Origin of the sequence: Rheinheimera sp. (assembly GCF_036782235.1) — a bacterium.
In the GTDB taxonomy this organism is placed as follows: Bacteria; Pseudomonadota; Gammaproteobacteria; order Enterobacterales; family Alteromonadaceae; genus Pararheinheimera.
The window spans coordinates 37,137-54,644 of sequence record NZ_DAIPZL010000018.1; the positions used below are offsets into that span (position 1 = coordinate 37,137).

General features: G+C 48.5%; 12 protein-coding genes and 1 tRNA gene. 8 read left to right on the top strand and 5 right to left on the bottom strand.

What is annotated here, in order from left to right; translation table 11 throughout:
- Positions 1-6: 6 nt before the first annotated feature.
- Both V7P87_RS15220 and V7P87_RS15225 read right to left on the bottom strand, forming a co-directional pair.
- A complete protein-coding gene (locus V7P87_RS15220; RefSeq protein WP_296299245.1) occupies positions 7-792 on the bottom strand; it encodes an ankyrin repeat domain-containing protein in 786 nt (261 codons plus the stop codon).
- A 346-nt stretch (positions 793-1,138) separates the two neighbouring features.
- The gene (locus V7P87_RS15225; RefSeq protein ID WP_333798195.1) at positions 1,139-1,264 is read right to left on the bottom strand and encodes a hypothetical protein; all 126 of its coding nucleotides are present in this window, start codon (positions 1,262-1,264) and stop codon (positions 1,139-1,141) included.
- Positions 1,265-1,728: 464 nt separating this feature from the next.
- Here V7P87_RS15225 and V7P87_RS15230 point away from each other — a divergent pair, with 464 nt between their 5' ends.
- Together V7P87_RS15230 and V7P87_RS15235 are read left to right on the top strand one after the other, a co-directional pair.
- Complete coding sequence (locus V7P87_RS15230; RefSeq protein WP_333798196.1) at positions 1,729-3,990, top strand: arginine/lysine/ornithine decarboxylase; 2,262 nt, start codon at positions 1,729-1,731, stop codon at positions 3,988-3,990.
- A gap of 538 nt (positions 3,991-4,528) precedes the next feature.
- Positions 4,529-7,120 (top strand): S8 family serine peptidase, encoded by a 2,592-nt coding sequence (locus V7P87_RS15235; RefSeq protein WP_333798197.1) that lies wholly within the window; start codon positions 4,529-4,531, stop codon positions 7,118-7,120.
- Positions 7,121-7,241: 121 nt separating this feature from the next.
- Here V7P87_RS15235 and V7P87_RS15240 read toward each other — a convergent pair whose 3' ends face one another.
- Entirely contained in the window at positions 7,242-8,564 is a 1,323-nt protein-coding gene (locus tag V7P87_RS15240; protein ID WP_333798198.1) for a diguanylate cyclase domain-containing protein, read from the bottom strand.
- A gap of 236 nt (positions 8,565-8,800) precedes the next feature.
- Between V7P87_RS15240 and ppnP the strand changes: the two genes are divergently transcribed.
- The 5 genes from ppnP to serA all read left to right on the top strand — a co-directional run bounded on the left by ppnP (position 8,801) and on the right by serA (position 14,516).
- Positions 8,801-9,082: a pyrimidine/purine nucleoside phosphorylase gene (gene ppnP, locus V7P87_RS15245; protein ID WP_333798199.1), complete on the top strand. Its 282-nt coding sequence runs from the start codon at positions 8,801-8,803 to the stop codon at positions 9,080-9,082.
- 74 nt (positions 9,083-9,156) lie between these two features.
- Complete coding sequence (locus tag V7P87_RS15250) at positions 9,157-10,983, top strand: ABCB family ABC transporter ATP-binding protein/permease (protein WP_442967979.1); 1,827 nt, start codon at positions 9,157-9,159, stop codon at positions 10,981-10,983.
- Between the two features lie 201 nt (positions 10,984-11,184).
- On the top strand, positions 11,185-12,258 hold the full coding sequence (locus V7P87_RS15255) for a calcium/sodium antiporter (RefSeq protein ID WP_333798200.1): 1,074 nt from the start codon (positions 11,185-11,187) through the stop codon (positions 12,256-12,258).
- A gap of 210 nt (positions 12,259-12,468) precedes the next feature.
- Positions 12,469-13,125: a ribose-5-phosphate isomerase RpiA gene (gene rpiA, locus V7P87_RS15260; protein WP_333798201.1), complete on the top strand. Its 657-nt coding sequence runs from the start codon at positions 12,469-12,471 to the stop codon at positions 13,123-13,125.
- A gap of 164 nt (positions 13,126-13,289) precedes the next feature.
- Positions 13,290-14,516 (top strand): phosphoglycerate dehydrogenase, encoded by a 1,227-nt coding sequence (gene serA / locus V7P87_RS15265; RefSeq protein ID WP_333798202.1) that lies wholly within the window; start codon positions 13,290-13,292, stop codon positions 14,514-14,516.
- 100 nt (positions 14,517-14,616) lie between these two features.
- On the opposite strand, the gene V7P87_RS15270 is transcribed toward serA, so the two are convergent.
- Positions 14,617-15,507, bottom strand: coding sequence for a DUF481 domain-containing protein (locus V7P87_RS15270; protein ID WP_333798203.1), 891 nt, complete (start codon positions 15,505-15,507; stop codon positions 14,617-14,619).
- A gap of 230 nt (positions 15,508-15,737) precedes the next feature.
- Positions 15,738-17,150, bottom strand: coding sequence for a glutamate--tRNA ligase (gene gltX / locus V7P87_RS15275; RefSeq protein ID WP_333798204.1), 1,413 nt, complete (start codon positions 17,148-17,150; stop codon positions 15,738-15,740).
- Between the two features lie 203 nt (positions 17,151-17,353).
- Here gltX and V7P87_RS15280 point away from each other — a divergent pair.
- A tRNA-Val gene (locus V7P87_RS15280) sits at positions 17,354-17,429 on the top strand.
- The last annotated feature ends 79 nt before the right edge of the window (positions 17,430-17,508 follow it).

The following is a 17,508-nucleotide window of genomic DNA, read 5'->3' on the forward strand; positions in this document are numbered from 1 at the left end:
CTTCCACTATTGCTCCTGATTATTCTTGTCGAGCCATTCTTTAACTTTAAACCAATTTATCTGTGTAACACTTCCTTTAAGAAAGGCATCCTTGTCTTCGCTCAGAATCGTTCTTAGTGTCCGACCTTTTAAATCCTTCACATTTGAACTTGCACCTTCCCCCAACAAAAATAGGACAATATCATAGCGACCTAGTGCAGCAGCACGTAACAATAATGTTTTCCCATTCTCATCCCGAAATTCAATATCTGCATGATTAACAAGAAGTAATTTTAAACAATCAGGAACCCCTGTATTTTTACCCGCAGTTATGGTGTTAAATGCCGGAGAGCCCCCAAACAGACCAGCTTTTAGATTCGGATTACCGCCGTACGAAAGCGCAGTTTTCAGAAGGCTGCACTCTGACTTTCTGGCAGCCCAATGCATTACACTGCTTCCGTCACCAAAAACAACATTTGGATTGGCACCCAATTTTAGTAAATGATTAAAACCTTTTTCATTTCTCATCGACCAGAAAAGAGCAGTCGCATTTTCTCTGCCTTTGGCATTCACATCGACACCGTCTTGAACCAGCTTATCAACAGTAGCTAGCTGCCCTTTCCCAGCTGCTTTCGCTAACTCTCGAAGTTTGTCCGATGGAAACATTGTTTCTAAATCCATGTGAATTAAAATGGTTTCTGTCACTTTTTTTTCGTAATTCTGTTTTGTGCCCGACAAATTATTTTCAGCGCTACATCCAGCGGTAAACGCCACACAAGAAAAAACAAGTCTGTAAATGATTTTATTTAACATGATGCTCCCATTGCCTTGCACATGTTCCCGATGTTATTCCAACCTGCAATTCCCAAATTAATTTGAGTACCGGGGACACTGGCTGGTGTAACTGCATTAATGAGGTATAACCAGACACCCACCAATTTAAAACACCTTCTTGACATTAACCTTTTTGCAACCAAATTTAAAGCTTGGGGATTTTTGACTGTCAGGATGACATCATGCCTAAACCACGGAAGCAAGAAATCGCGATCAAAGAATCACCTTATTGCCTCCTGATTAGCAGCTGTGTCCGGCGAGCATTTTTATTCGGCAGTACAGAGACTTATAACTTTGAGCACCGCGCGGCTGGATTTTAGAGCGGTTACATCTGCTCACGCAGATATTTGCTATTGATATCGCCGCTTTTGCGTTGATGTCGAATCACTATCGTCTGCGGGTTCTGGTCGATACAGTCGCAGCATCCGGCTTTAGCTATCAATAGCAACATGTAACAGTCCTGTTTTTAGTTGCTTATTCCATTAATTAAATTGCAAAAGCATCTGCGATTCGTAGGGCGACACTCGCCGCGTAAGCGGCAGCGCGCCGAATGGTTAGCCGCAAACTGCAGAGCAACGGGAGTTTTGAAACAAAATTGCATGCCAAGTCATAATTCTGGCATATCTATGTTGCCACCAAAACCATCAGCAAAGCGGAGTTTCAGCGCCTTGCCTATCAAAGCAACGTGACGGAAATTTGCCGATTTCAGTAGATTTTTACTGGAAAAAACTCAGATTTCAGGTATGGTGTGCAGGCTTTTTTAGCCCCAGAACTGCCGGGGGCACACAAGACTAAAACCCAGCTGAAGTTTGTTGCCGGACTGCATAGCAATGCAGCCTGGATATTTGCTTTGGCAAAGCTGCTAGTCTGTTGTTGTTGCCGTTATTTTTGCTCCTTCATTAAGGAAACACCACCATGCGTTTTTATTTTCCTCTGGTCATTATTGACGAAGATTTCCGCTCGGAAAACACCAGCGGCTCCGGCATTCGCGAACTGGCGTCTGCCATTGAAAAGGCCGGTATGGATGTGGTGGGTTACACCAGTTATGGTGATTTAACCTCATTCGCCCAACAACAAAGCCGTGCAGCAGGTTTTATTTTGTCGATTGACGACGAAGAATTTGGCAGCGGCAGTAAAGAAGAAAGTCAGTCGGTGCTGGCGCAGCTGCGTAGTTTTGTTGAACAAATCCGCCACCGTAACCCGGATATTCCAATTTACCTGTACGGTGAAACCCGCACCGCCCGCCATATTCCGAACGACATTCTGCGTGAGCTGCATGGTTTTATTCATATGCATGAAGACACACCGGAGTTTGTGGCGCGCCATATTATCCGCGAAGCCAAAAGTTATTTAGATTCGCTGGCACCACCGTTCTTCCGCGCCCTGACCCACTATGCACAGGACGGCTCTTACAGCTGGCACTGCCCGGGTCACTCTGGTGGTGTTGCCTTTTTAAAATCGCCGGTTGGCCGCATGTTCCACCAGTTTTTTGGTGAAAATATGCTGCGTGCCGATGTGTGTAATGCGGTGGATGAGCTTGGCCAATTGCTGGATCACACAGGCCCGGTGGCGGCATCTGAGCGTAATGCTGCCCGTATTTTTAATGCCGACCATTTGTTTTTTGTTACCAACGGTACTTCAACGTCCAACAAAATTGTCTGGAACAGCACAGTAGCGCCGGGTGACATTGTGGTGGTAGACCGTAACTGTCATAAATCTATTTTGCACGCCATTATGATGACAGGTGCGCTGCCGGTGTTTTTAATGCCAACACGCAACCACTACGGCATTATCGGCCCTATTCCGCGCAGCGAATTTGAACCCGCCACCATCCGTAAAAAAATGGCAGCCAACCCTTTTATCCGCGAAGTGTTAAAAACCAACCCGGACGTAAAACCAAGGGTGCTGACCATTACCCAAAGTACTTATGACGGTATTTTATATAACGTTGAAGAAATTAAGTCTTTACTCGATGGTGAAATTGAAACCCTGCATTTTGACGAAGCCTGGTTGCCGCATGCCGCTTTCCACGACTTTTATGGCGACTACCACGCCATTGGTGAAGGCCGTCCGCGTTGTGACACGTCAATGGTGTTTTCAACACAATCAACCCATAAACTTTTAGCCGGTATTTCGCAGGCGTCGCAAATTCTGGTGCAGGACGCCAATCAGAATAAACTCGACACCAATTTGTTTAACGAAGCTTATCTGATGCACACCTCCACCAGCCCGCAATACGCCATTATTGCTTCCTGTGATGTGGCTGCGGCCATGATGGAAGCACCGGGCGGCACTGCGCTGGTGGAAGAATCGCTGGATGAAGCTTTGGAGTTTCGCCGTGCCATGCGCAAAGTGGACGACGAATACGGTGACGACTGGTGGTTTAAAGTCTGGGGCCCGGATGATTTAACGGCTGAAGGTTTGGATGAACGTGATGCCTGGATGTTACATGCCGATGAAAACTGGCATGGTTTTGGCCCTATCGCTGAAGGTTTTAACCTGCTGGATCCGATTAAAGCCACTATTCTAACGCCTGGCCTGAATGTTGACGGCGACTTCTCCGACTCTGGTATTCCGGCGGCTATTGTTGCCAAATACCTGGCCGAACATGGGGTCGTCATCGAAAAAACCGGTCTGTACAGCTTTTTTATTATGTTTACCATCGGCATTACCAAAGGCCGCTGGAATACCATGGTGACAGCGCTGCAGCAGTTTAAAGACGACTACGACAAAAACGCGCCTTTATGGCGGGTATTGCCGGAATTTATTCAGGCTTTCCCACAATATGAACGTATTGGCTTAAAAGACTTGTGTGATCAAATCCACGACATTTACCGTGCCAATAACATTGCCAAACTGACCACAGAAATGTACCTGTCAGAAATGGTGCCAGCGATGAAACCGGCCGATGCTTTTGCCAAAATGGCGCATAAAAAGATTGAACGGGTGCCACTGGATGAACTGACCGGCCGCATTACCGCTGTAATGTTAACCCCTTACCCACCTGGAATTCCGCTGTTGGTACCGGGTGAAGTATTTAACGACACCATCGTCAGCTACTTAAAATTTGCCCGCGAATTTAACGGCAAGTTCCCTGGTTTTGAAACTTATATTCACGGCCTGGCATCTACCGAAATCGACGGCAAAAAAGTGTATTACGTGGACTGTGTGGCCTAAAAACAATAAGACAGCGGAGTTATTGACCGCTGTCTGCCCGCTGTAACGCAGACGCAGTCGTTTTAAAAAATCCCAGTTCTAAAAAACACAGTTGGAAAAGTTCACGATTCAAAGTAGTGACAGGAATAAAGGCGCTGTTCACAGCGCCTTTTTTATTGGTCATGTCCCCTGCCGCTAGATCGCCACTGAACATTGAGTGTGATGGGCGTTTGGTCAGTTTTTACGCCCACAATCATTATATTTAATCTTTTTTTAACTCATTAAAAACCAAATAAAAACAAATATAACATATTGATTTGTCTGTTTTTTTTACACTAAGCAGCGTTATACCGACAAAGTGATCACGCTTTTAAAAAGTGTTACAGGCTAACTTATTGTTTTGTATTTTATAAAAGTCTAATAAAGCGAAAATGGCTTATTTTATGCACAAGCGTTTCGCTTCATGTACTCAGCAGGTAAGGATCGGGCGCCCGCCCATTCTTGTGGTCCGTTGGGTTCATCGTCTGCCGATAAAAACATAACAATAGAGGAATGCACTTTGAATCAGCGTCATATCAATACCTCAAACAACCAGCACCATAAAACCTTCACAAAACTCAGCGCCCTGGCCTTACTGGTCGGTCTTAGCTTAGGTCAGGCTCAGGCCAACGACAGCGTCAGCGTCACTGAAGCTGAAGGCGGCAACCTGTGGTTTGTTGAACTCAATAGCCAGCCTGTTGCATCCGGCAACAGCAAAAAAAATGTTCAGGCAGCAAAAACTGCTTTTCGTCAAGCTGCAGCAGAAGCGGGTGTGCGTTTTAAAGAACGCCGCGCTTTTGACACCCTGTTTAACGGTTTTTCCATTGAAATCAGCCCGGGCGAACGCGCCAAGTTAATGCAGATTGATGGGGTAAAAGCCATTTATCCGGTGGAAGTGATCCAGGCCCCTAAAGCCGATGTGCTTGGCACCGGCATTGTCGGTGATATGGCCACAGCGCTGTCGATGACAGGCGCCAATATTGCCCAAAACAATTTAGGTCTGGACGGCAGCGGCATTAAAGTGGCAGTGATGGACACAGGTATTGATATTGATCACCCAGATTTTGGTGGGAACGGTGCCAATGGCAGCACCACCTTCCCCACAGCACGGGTGCAATATGGTTACGACTTTGTCGGTGATGCCTTTAACGCCGATTCCAGCAGCCCAAGCTACAACCCTGTCACCACACCAGATAACAACCCGGATGACTGTGGTGGCCACGGTACCCACGTTGCCGGTATTGTCGGTGCCAATGGCACTGTCAAAGGGGTGGCACCTGCTGTCACTTTTGGTGCTTACCGCGTCTTTGGTTGTAACGGCAGCACCACAGCAGATGTGATGATAGCGGCAATGGAACGTGCTTATACCGACGGTATGCATGTATTAAATATGAGTATTGGTTCCGCCTTCCAGTGGCCACAATACCCAACAGCTCAGGCGGCCGACCGAATGGTTGCCAAAGGCATGGTGGTGGTGGCTTCTATAGGTAACAGCGGTGCCAGCGGCTTATATTCAGCAGGCGCACCAGGCCTTGGTAAAGATGTGATTGGTGTTGCATCTTTTGACAACAGCCATGTGCTGCAAGCTGTGGCCACAGTAAACGGTCGTGACATAGGTTATGCCCCAATGACCTTTTCTCCGCCAATTCCAACCACAGGCGGTGGTGAAGTTGTGGCTGTAGGTGAAGCTTGTTCGGCACTGCCAGCTGGTTCGCTGACAGGTAAAATTGCGCTGGCAGCCCGCGGCACCTGTGCCTTTGGCATTAAGGCTACCAATGCCATTAATGCCGGCGCTGATGCAGTACTGGTATCAAACAACGTAGCAGGCCCACTGAGCGGCACATTGGGCGCCGCAATTCCAAATGGTAAACCTGTGGTGGGTATTTCGCTGGCCGATGGCAATGCCATCCGTGCTATGGCATCTCCGGTGTTAACCTGGACTGATCGCAGCGGTAGCTTCCCTTCCCCAACAGGTGGTTTGATCTCCAGCTTCAGCTCTTATGGCTTGTCGCCTGACCTGGCGTTAAAACCGGATATTGGCGCACCAGGTGGCAATATTTATTCAACTTACCCACTGGAAAGCGGTGCTTTTGCCACTTTAGGCGGCACCTCAATGTCATCTCCGCATGTAGCTGGTTCTGTGGCTTTATTACTGCAGGCTAAACCTGACACAGCTCCTGCCCAGGTGCGTGACATACTGCAAAACAGTGCTGATCCGAAAAACTGGTTTGGTAACCCTGGTTTAGGCTACCTGGATCACGTGCATCGCCAAGGTGCCGGTATGCTGGATATCGCAGGCAGTATTCAGGCAACAACACTGGTGACACCAGGCAAAATTGCCACAGGTGAAGGTGAGTCTGGTCCCTATACCCAACGTCTGACCATTCAGAACAACGGCACTGAAGCTGTGACTTATAACCTGAGTTCAGTCAATGCCTTGTCTACCGGTGGTGTAGTGACACCTGCTGCGAATCTCAGCAACGCCACTGTTACCTTTAGCAGTCCTTCAGTTGAAGTGGCACCAGGTGGCAGCGCTACTGTGGATGTAACCATTACCCCTGCAACAGCTCCTGTTTATGGCCAGTATGGTGGTTATGTTGTGTTGACACCAACCACAGCAGGTCAGGTATACCGCGTCCCATTCGCCGGTTACGTTGGGGACTATCAGGCCATTCCGACTGTCACTGCCACTGCCAATGGTTTCCCATGGCTGGCCAAACTGAACGGCGCGTCGTACACCAAGTGTGTGGCTGATTGCAGCTTCAGCATGCAAGGCAATGACATGCCATTCTTCCTGGTGCATTTTGAACACCAGGCTCAGTATATGGAAATGAACATCCTGCATGCCGGTAATATGATGCCTGTGCACCCTGTGTTCCATAAAACCAATGTGGAAGAATATATTCCACGGAACAGCACTGCCACTGGCTTCTTTAGCTTTGGCTGGGATGGTACCCGTATCCACAGCAATGGTGGCAAAGGTAAAGTGAAAGAAGTGCCAAACGGCAGCTATGTGCTGGAACTGAAAGTGTTAAAAGCACTGGGTGATCCAAACAATGCCGCTCACTGGGATACCTGGACTTCACCTGTGATCACCATCAACAGACCTTAATAGTCCAAGTGTAAAAACCACCTGAAATGCAGGTGGTTTTTAAGATGCAAAGCCCGCTTTAAACTGCGGGCTTTTTTATGCTGCAAAGTTAAGGTATAGCGACCTGTCAGCCTGTGTAGCCCTATGGTGAGGGAGGAGCCGCCAGCTTGATTTGATTGCCACCATTATGTTTGGCGCTGTACATGGCAACGTCTGAGCTTAATAACAACTGCCTGCTGTCTTCACCATGTTCAGGATAAATGGCAATGCCGATACTGGGATACACATAAAATTGCTGACCAGCCAGCATAAAAGGCGCCAGCAAGGCCTGACGCACTTTTTCGGCTATTTTCAGTACTGTGCCACTCTGATCAATCTGTTCCAGCAAAATCACAAATTCATCACCGCCAAAGCGCGCCACAGTGTCGGTTTGCCTGACAGCATGCACAATCCGCTGTGCTGTTTGTTGTAATAACAAATCACCGGCCTGATGGCCGACCGTATCGTTGACCTGCTTAAAACGATCCAGATCCAGATACAACAGCGCCAGCAAGCGATGTTCTCGCCCTGCTCTTTGCAGCGCCAGTTGCAGCCTGTCGTGCAATAGGGTGCGGTTGGCAAGGCCAGTCAGGCTGTCATGCAATGCCAGTTGCTCCAACCGCGCCAGCATAGTGCTGCGCTCAACAGCGGTTGAAATTTGCGCTGTGACAAAAGTTAATAACGCAATATCATCGGCGTTGTAATGCAAATCCGGCCCCGGATGTAACAACAAGACCCCTTGCAGCACTGCACCTGCCTGCAGCGGTAACCCCAGCCAGCCAGCAGCACTTTGCTGCTCCCATTGCTGAACATCTTGTTTTTGCGCCACTTCGCTGCAAAGCGCATGAATATCAGGTAAAACGATAGGCTCAGCATCAGCACCAGCCAGTCGTTGTTGCTGAAAAATACATTGCCATCTGGCATGCTGATCCAGCATTACAATCATAAAATGCTGTACCGGCAACAACGCCGCTACTATGACCGCAATTTGCTGATATAACTGCACCGGATCCTGACTTTGATGGGCGGCTTCTGAAATAGCGTACACAGCGTGCTGTCGCGCCTGTGCCTGTTTGATGGTGCTGATATCACGGGCCACAGCCACCCGCACCCCGTCAGTTTCAGACCAACGTGCCGACCAGGACAAACAGACAGGCCGGCCGTTCTGATGGCGGTATCTGTTTTCAAAATGAGTGACACTCTCGCCCGCCATTACACGCTGTGCCTGCTGCAGGGTTTTTTCTTTGTCTTCCGGCCAGACATAATCAATCATGCGCTTGCCTATGAGCGCTCCACTTTGATAACCGAGGATCTGCTCCACGCCGGCACTGACAAACACAAATCGTCCTTGTTGATCGACCACACAAACCATATCAAGCAATAAGTCGATATAGTTTACAAGCGACTGATATTGTTTACCTTTCATGCTGATGATAAACCCTTACCTCTGCTGCTGTGATCATTGTATACGGCACCGGCAAATATACAGGCCAATCATAGTTGATTGGCGCTGATTTTACTTTGTTATCTGTATCTTAGCCGCAGTGAGCCTGAACGCCGCATAAAGTAGCCATCTAAATAGCCAAAATTTGCTGGGCAAAACTGCCAAAATCCGTTTTACTGGGCTGATTTTGTTTTGCATAACCCAGCACGGAGTGATCAATGTTTAAAGTAAATCAGTATTTTGATGGTAAAGTAACTTCTATTGCCTTTGCCGGTGAACAGCTTCCTGCCACAGTCGGCGTGATGGCACCAGGTGATTATGAATTTGGCACCAACCAGCACGAAACTTTGACCGTCATCAGCGGTGCACTAACAGTCAAATTACCGGGCCAGTCAGACTGGCAGCAATTTCGCGCCGGCCAATCCTTTGAAGTGGCGGCAGAGCAAAAATTTCAGTTAAAAGTAACACAGGACACGGCTTATCTGTGCACCTACGCTTAATTACCAGGCCGCAGCAACCTCAGGATGCGGCCTTGTTTTAACGTACCTGATACAGCCCTGCCAGAGGATATGTGATGCGTGGTATGGGCACTGCAGCCAAAAGACCCGACGCCAGCCGTTCGGCACAGGCATTTAATCTGCAACAAACCATCCGGTACATGTTGCCTTATCTGTTGACCTTTAAAGGCCGGGTGATCTTGGCCTTGCTGGCTTTGGTCGCAGCCAAAGCCGCTACCCTGCTATTGCCTTATTTACTGAAACTGATTGTCGACAGCCTCGACAGCAGCCTGCAACCCGTGGTGGTACTACCGCTGTTGTTATTACTGGCTTATGGTCTGATGCGTTTTGGCTCGGTCTTTTTTGGCGAGGTGCGCGATGCGCTTTTTAGCCGGGTCACTGAACATGCGATGCGGCAAATTGGCCTGAAGGTTTTTAACCATCTGCATCAGCAGGAGCTGAGTTTTCATCTGGAGCGTAATACCGGTGGCATCAGCCGCGATATTGAACGGGGCACCAATGGCCTGAGTTTTTTAATGCGGTTTTTAATGTTTAACATAGTGCCAACACTGCTGGAAATTGTGCTGGTGGCCATTATTTTCTGGGGGTTGTTTTCGTTCTGGTATGCGCTAATCACCGCTATTGCCGTGGCTTGTTATATCTGGTTTACCGTGAAGGTGACCGAATGGCGTAATCAGTTTATCCGCGACGCCAATCAGGCCGACTCAGCCACCAACGGCCGTGCTGTAGATAGTCTGCTCAACTATGAAACCGTTAAATATTTTAATAACGAAGCTTATGAAGCGCGGATTTATGATGAGTTTTTACAAAAATGGGAAACAGCCAAACTCAAAAACCGCATGTCGCTGCTGTTATTAAACTCAGGACAGGCGCTGATTATTGCTGCGGCCATTACGCTGATGATGCTGATGGCAGCACAGGGCGCTGTGACCAAAGACTTAACGCTCGGTGATGTGGCTATGGTGAATGCCTATATGTTGCAGCTGTTTATTCCGCTCAACTTTTTGGGTTTTGTTTACCGGGAAATCCGCAGGGCTCTGACCGACCTTGAAAATATGCTGGGGCTTTTGAATCGTCAGTCGCAAATCACTGAAGCTGCCAACGCCCAAAAGCTGCAACTGCAACAAGGTAAAATTGAGTTTCAAAACGTGCATTTTAGCTACCAGACCGAAAGAGCCATATTGCAGGATTTTACCCTGACTATTTTGCCGGGCCAGAAAGTTGCAGTGGTCGGCAGCTCAGGCGCCGGCAAAAGCACATTGGCGCGTTTGTTATATCGTTTTTACGACATCCAGCAGGGGCACATTTTGCTTGATGGTCAGGATATCAAAGAATTGACGCTGGACAGCCTACGCCGCGCCATTGCGATAGTGCCGCAGGACACAGTGCTGTTTAACAGCAGCATTCGCGACAATATTGCTTATGGCAACCCAAACGCCACTGATGCTGACATAGAACAAGCCATTGATATGGCACATTTACGCAGCTTTATTAACAGCCTGCCACAAGGAGACGCCACAATAGTGGGTGAGAGGGGTTTAAAAGTATCGGGTGGTGAAAAACAGCGCATTGCCATTGCCAGGGTGCTGCTTAAACGCTCGCCAATTCTGGTGTTTGATGAAGCCACCTCGGCGCTTGACTCACAGAGTGAAGCCGCAATTTTGCAGGCGATGCGTGAAGTGGCGACAGGCCACACCTCGCTGGTGATCGCCCACCGTTTATCAACAGTGATAGATGCAGACAATATTGTGGTGCTGGATCAAGGCAAAGTGGTGGAACAAGGCCAACATCAACAATTGCTGGCGCTCGGCGGTTATTACGCCAGGCTTTGGGCTTTGCAGCAAAAACAGCATCTGCAACAGCGTACAACAGCAGAAGGCTAAACAGTTGCCAAAGTTGCGGTTTTTGTTTTGGGTTACGGAAGCATCTCAACGGACTTGCCGGCAGATAACCAGCATTGGTGTTAATAAGGCAGGCCCGGAACTGCTAAAAACAGAAGCCGTACAACCGCAGCTAAGCGTTGTTTTTTTGGCATCAAATCAGTAGGCTGTGCGCAATTTATTTAACAGAGTGAGTACACAACAATGATGACTTGGTTGTTATTAGCCGCAGGTCTGGTGCTGTTGATCGTTGGTGCCGACTTGCTGGTCAAGGGTGCTGCCCGTCTCGCCGCCAGTTTTGGTATCCCAACCCTAGTAATTGGTTTAACAGTGGTGGCTTTTGGCACCAGCGCGCCTGAGCTGGCAGTTAGTGTAAAGGCTGCTTTTTCCGGTGAAGCCGAGCTTGCGATTGCGAACGTGGTTGGCAGTAATATTGCGAATATACTGCTGATCCTCGGCGCATCGGCCATTATTCTGCCGCTGGCGATTTCCCGCCAGCTGATCCGTCAGGATGTGCCCATTATGGTGGCATTGTCGGTGCTGGTGATGTGGCTGGTACAGGATGGCTCACTGGATAAAACTGAAGCAGCTGTACTGGCCGTTGGTTTACTCGCTTACACCTGGTTTTTGTTCTGGCAAGGCAAAAAACAAGGGGTGGAATGTATTGATGAAGAAGTTGAAGAAATGCTGCATCAGCCGCACCCGGCTTGGCAGAGCGCACTTTTTGTGGTGGCAGGCTTAGCTTTGCTGGTGTACGGCTCAGGTTTACTGGTGGACAGTGCTGTGCAACTGGCCAGCGCCTGGGGCGTCAGCGAAGCAGTGATTGGCCTGACGATAGTGGCTGTTGGCACCTCAATGCCGGAAATGGTCACCTCTATTGTTGCAGCCATTAAAGGCGAACGTGATATTGCCGTTGGCAATGTGGTCGGCAGCAATATTTTTAATATTCTCTGTGTACTTGGCTTGTCCGGTTTGGCCTCACCTATGCCATTGCTGGCCGGCGAACAACTGGCCAGTATTGATATACCGGTCATGGTGGCTGTTGCCGCTCTTTGTGTGCCGCTGTTTTTTGTTGGCGCGGTGTTACACCGTATTGAAGGTGCGATGTTCCTGGTGCTTTATGTGGCTTACACCTGGTATCTGGTGGCTGTTGCACTACAAAAACCTTACCTTGCACAGCTGCAGGACGGTATTTTATATGGTCTGGTGCCGCTGGTGATCGCTTATGTGCTGGTTAGCCTTGCCTGGGACTTCAGGAAAAAACGTCAGGCCGCCTGATTGATCATCTGCTTTAAAAACGCTTCTTCGGAAGCGTTTTTTATGCACCAGAATGCTTCATCAGCATAAAACAGCTGCAATTTACTGGTTCTACCAGTACTGTTCCAAGGGCAGCGTTTTTTTTCTCAGCAGCAAGCCAAATTGCGCTTTTGTCACAGCCCCCTTTCGATATAATATCCGTCTTTATGGCTAAATCTTTCAGGTGTACCAATGACGCAGGATGAAATGAAAAAAAATGCAGCCTGGGCTGCGCTGGATTACGTGCCACGCCACACTGTGGTGGGTGTTGGAACCGGGTCTACCGTCAATCATTTTATCGACGCTTTAGCCACCATCAAAGATGAGATCCAAGGTGCGGTGTCGAGCTCAGTACAATCCACCGAAAAAATGCGCGCCCTTGGTATTGAAGTACTGGACTTAAACGATGTCGACAGTTTTAGTGTGTATGTGGACGGTGCGGACGAAATTAACCCACAGCACCATATGATCAAAGGCGGTGGCGCCGCTTTAACCCGCGAAAAAATTGTTGCTGCAGTGGCGGATAAATTTATCTGTATTGTGGATGCCAGCAAACAGGTGGATGTGCTGGGTAAATTCCCACTGCCGGTCGAAGTCATTCCAATGGCGCGCAACTATGTGGCGCGTGAGCTTGCCAAGCTCGGCGGCCGTCCGGTGTGGCGTGACAAAGTCGTTACCGACAACGGCAATATTATTCTGGATGTGTTTGATTTAAAGATTGTTGACCCTATTGCACTGGAGCAACAAATTAATCAAATCACCGGTGTGGTTTGTAATGGTATTTTTGCGATGCGCCGCGCCGATCTGGTGCTGGTCGGTACTGCCGAAGGCACTCAGGTATTATCCTGAGGCGGATTTTTTATCAGATAGCCAGACCAAGCCGGTCATTGCGACCGGCTTTTTGCAGCAACAACAGGGTCCACCCGATAACAATAAGCAGGACGCTGATTTATTAAAATTATTTAAAGCGCCTGTGCTGCACCAAATTTTGCAACATTGAAGAGATAGGAAAAATGGAAAAATATTCACTGCCCAAAGACAAAATAAAAATCCTGTTATTAGAAGGCCTGCACCAGAGTGCAGTGCAAACTTTTAAAAATCAGGGTTACAGCAATATCGAATATCTGAAGACGTCTTTGTCTGAGGCAGAGCTGATTGAAAAAATCAAAGATGTGCATTTTATTGGCATCCGCTCACGCACCCAGCTGACTGAAAAAGTGCTGGAAGAAGCCGGTAAACTGGTGGCTATTGGTTGTTTTTGTATCGGCACCAATCAGGTGGACTTAGACGCCGCTTTAAAACGTGCCATTCCGGTTTTTAACGCCCCTTTCTCCAATACCCGCTCTGTCGCTGAGCTGGTGCTGGGGCAAATTATTATGTTGTTACGCGGTATTCCGCAACGTAACGCTGCTGCCCACCGTGGTGAATGGCAAAAAACCGCCACCCAGTCTTATGAAGCCCGTGGCAAAACCCTGGGTATTATTGGATATGGCCACATTGGAACTCAGCTGTCGATTATGGCTGAGAACATCGGCATGCGGGTGCAATTCTATGATATTGAAGACAAATTAGTACTGGGCAACGCCACTCAGGTTGATTTATCTACATTATTAAAAACATCAGACGTTGTTACGTTACACGTGCCTGAAACTCCACAAACCCAGAATATGATTGGTGAAGCTGAGCTGGATCTGATGAAAGCCGGCGCTATTTTAATTAACGCCTCCCGCGGCACTGTGGTGGATATTGACGCTTTAGCCCGTGCTCTGGCCGAGAAAAAACTGGCCGGTGCTGCCATTGATGTATTCCCGGTTGAACCTACCGGCAATGACGAAGAGTTTGAATCGCCACTGCGTGCTTTTGACAATGTGATTTTAACACCGCATATCGGTGGTTCGACTCAGGAAGCACAGGAAAACATCGGTTATGAAGTTGCAGGTAAACTGGTGAAATACTCCGACAATGGCTCTACCCTGTCGGCGGTCAATTTCCCGGAAGTGTCGTTGCCAGAGCACAAAGGTCGTTCACGCTTATTGCATATCCACAAAAACCAGCCTGGTATGCTGACCAAAATTAACGAAGCTTTTGCCAAACATGGCATCAACATTTCGGGTCAGTATCTGCAAACCAATGCGGAAATTGGTTATGTCGTGATCGACATCGACAGCCTGGATCACGAGCTGGCGCTGAATGAACTGAAAGCTATTCCTGGCACTTTAAAAGCGCGGGTGTTGCATTAATTAACGCTGGGCTTGGCACGCAGTCAGGTGCTGGAGTCACAGCAAGTAAAAAGGAGCTGATCTCAGCTCCTTTTTTTATACTCAGTTTCAAACCACCTGGTCAGAACGAATACACCAGAGTGGCCGAGGTTTCAGTATCGGTTTTTTGGCGGAATTCACCGGGGCTGGAGTCGTATTTCACCACAAAACTTAACCGCATCGACAGCTGACCACTAACCTGTGAGGTTAAGACACTGCGGCTTTGCCAGCTGGAGTTTTTACCATCCAGGGACACCGACCATTCCAATGCCTGGCGGAAACTATTGGTTTCGCTAAAGGCATAATCGAGGTTTGTTGCGACAAACCAGATAATACCAGTGCTGCGCTGGCCATCCGAGGTTTCCTGATGGGCAAAACCTGGGCCTGTTTCAAAGTCCCAATAGCTGTCCCCTTGTTCATACAACCTTTTGGCATAACCTGCAGCCACAGAAGCTTGCTCATGGAAAGCACCAAAACGGTCATTTAAATACGCTGCACGGCCGAAGATACTGTGTTCGCTGCGATAAAACTTATAGTTACTCTGGCCCACCAGATTGATCCGCTGGCCTGTGGTGTAACGGGTTTTGGTATTGGTTTTATCATCAAACTGGCTGTTACGCTGTAATAAAGTCTGGATCAGGTATTTGTTCCGGAAATCTTTCATTTCGTGCAGCAGTTCAGTATTAACACGGATCGCTGTTGATTCGGTATTACCGCTGTTCAGCACTAAGCCCAGCTCAACATCACCGGCCCAGGGTTTAAAGTCGTCCGCGGAACCAACATCAAAGTTATCAACTTGTTTTAACTGCTGATAAGTTTGCCCCGACTTTAACCGCTCCGGCGGCAACTGACTCTGACCATAAGGCAAAGCCACCACATTATCGAATAAAACTGCTGTTGCAGCCTGTGCCGGCAGCGTAAAAACGGCACTCACCCCCAACCACAAAGTTGCTCCCCACATGCGCAACGACATACCCATTTCCTTTTACATCCAGACAAAGATGGGCAGTTTAACCACCACATCTGAACCACAGCTTGCTGCTTTGTAAAAGCAACACTACAAATTTTTCTTTCAAATCAGCTATTTTGATAGCCCAACATCCTGTGCCAGCGCAGCATATGTTGCTGCATTGCTTGCCATACAGGAGATTCGGTATATAAAAAAGCCAGTCAGCGACTGGCTTTTTTGTCGCAAACTACAACTTAAGCGGCATCACCGCGCGCTTTGATAAAGGCAAGCGCCTGCTCAATACGGGCCAGGCTGCGCTCTTTGCCAATGAGCGCCAGGGTTACATCCAGCGAAGGTGAATTACCACCGCCCGTCACCGCAACCCGCAGTGGCATACCCACTTTGCCCATGCCAAGGCCCAGGCTTTCAGCCGCTGCGTTAATGGCTGCGTGCACAGTTTCAGCATTCCAGTCCGTCAGCGCCGCTAAATGCGCAGCAACTGCCTGCAGTGGCTCAGCCGCCACAGGGCGTAAGTGTTTTTTCGCCGCATTTTCTTCAAAGTCACTGAAGTCTTCATAAAAATAGCGGCTGACTTCCACCAGCTCTTTTAAGGTTTTGACCCGCTCGCCCTGCACTGCAATCACCTGCTCCAGGCTTGGCCCTTTGCTGATATCCAGCTTCTGCTCGTGAATATGCCACGCTAAATGTTTTGCCACTTCAGCAGCAGGCAGAGTACGGATGTAATGCTGGTTTAACCATTGCAGTTTTTCAGTGTTAAAAGCTGAAGGCGCACGGTTACAGGCGGATAAATCAAAAATTTCCACCAGCTCGTCCAGGCTGAAAATTTCCTGATCGCCATGCGACCAGCCTAAACGTACCAGATAATTTAACAGCGCCTGTGGCAGATAACCGTTGTCGCGGTATTGCATCACCCCCACTGCACCATGACGTTTGGATAAACGTTTACCGTCGTCACCCAAAATCATCGGCACATGGGCGTATTTTGGCAGCTCTGCGCCCAGCGCCGACAGAATATTCATCTGACGTGGTGTATTGTTCACATGGTCATCACCACGGATCACGTGGGTCACACCCATTTTCCAGTCGTCAACAACGACTGTCAGGTTGTAAGTTGGGGTGCCGTCACTGCGGGCAATAATTAAATCGTCCAGTTCCGCGTTGGCAACTTCAATCCGGCCTTTGATCAGGTCGTCAATGACCACCACACCCTCTTGTGGGTTTTTAAACCGGATCACATAAGGTTTGTCGGTTGGATGGTCAGTGCGATCACGCCACATACCGTTATATTTGGGTTTTTCGCCAGCCGCCATTTGTGCTTCACGCATGGCGTCTACTTCTTCCACTGTGCAAAAACACTTATAAGCTTTGCCTTCAGCCAGCAGCTGAGCTACCACTTCTTTATACAAATCAAAACGTTTGGTTTGATAAAACGGGCCCTGATCCCAGTCCAGCCCCAGCCAGTTCATGCCATCTAAAATGGCATCCACGGACTCTTGTGTTGAACGTTCTAAATCAGTGTCTTCAATACGCAGAATAAAAGTACCACCGGTTTTTCTGGCATATAACCAGCTGAATAACGCAGTACGGGCACCACCAACATGCAGATAACCTGTTGGGCTTGGCGCAAAACGGGTAACAATCGACATAATACATCCAGATCTGAGGCAACAAATAATGGCGCTATTGTAACAATCCGGGGCGGCTCTTGCACTGCTCTTGAGCCACAGATCCACGCCAATTATCAGCAAAATGGCAAAAATGCTTACTTTTACAGCATACAGTTGCAAAATGAAAAAATATCATTGACAGCATTTGCTTGCCCCCTATAATGACGGCCGAACGTTGCAGCGGATTGTTAGCTCAGCTGGGAGAGCATCGCCCTTACAAGGCGGGGGTCACTGGTTCGAACCCAGTACAATCCACCATAACGTTTTTATTGATTATCCAGCGGATTGTTAGCTCAGCTGGGAGAGCACCGCCCTTACAAGGCGGGGGTCACTGGTT

Excerpts from the sequence above, each read along its gene's own strand:
- V7P87_RS15220 (WP_296299245.1), bottom strand. The coding sequence starts at position 792 with ATGTTAAATAAAATCATTTACAGACTTGTTTTTTCTTGTGTGGCGTTT.
- V7P87_RS15230 (WP_333798196.1), top strand. The coding sequence starts at position 1,729 with ATGCGTTTTTATTTTCCTCTGGTCATTATTGACGAAGATTTCCGCTCG.
- V7P87_RS15225 (WP_333798195.1), bottom strand. The coding sequence starts at position 1,264 with ATGTTGCTATTGATAGCTAAAGCCGGATGCTGCGACTGTATCGACCAG.
- serA (WP_333798202.1), top strand. The coding sequence starts at position 13,290 with ATGGAAAAATATTCACTGCCCAAAGACAAAATAAAAATCCTGTTATTA.
- V7P87_RS15255 (WP_333798200.1), top strand. The coding sequence starts at position 11,185 with ATGATGACTTGGTTGTTATTAGCCGCAGGTCTGGTGCTGTTGATCGTT.
- rpiA (WP_333798201.1), top strand. The coding sequence starts at position 12,469 with ATGACGCAGGATGAAATGAAAAAAAATGCAGCCTGGGCTGCGCTGGAT.
- V7P87_RS15250 (WP_442967979.1), top strand. The coding sequence starts at position 9,157 with ATGCGTGGTATGGGCACTGCAGCCAAAAGACCCGACGCCAGCCGTTCG.
- V7P87_RS15240 (WP_333798198.1), bottom strand. The coding sequence starts at position 8,564 with ATGAAAGGTAAACAATATCAGTCGCTTGTAAACTATATCGACTTATTG.
- gltX (WP_333798204.1), bottom strand. The coding sequence starts at position 17,150 with ATGTCGATTGTTACCCGTTTTGCGCCAAGCCCAACAGGTTATCTGCAT.
- ppnP (WP_333798199.1), top strand. The coding sequence starts at position 8,801 with ATGTTTAAAGTAAATCAGTATTTTGATGGTAAAGTAACTTCTATTGCC.
- V7P87_RS15270 (WP_333798203.1), bottom strand. The coding sequence starts at position 15,507 with ATGTCGTTGCGCATGTGGGGAGCAACTTTGTGGTTGGGGGTGAGTGCC.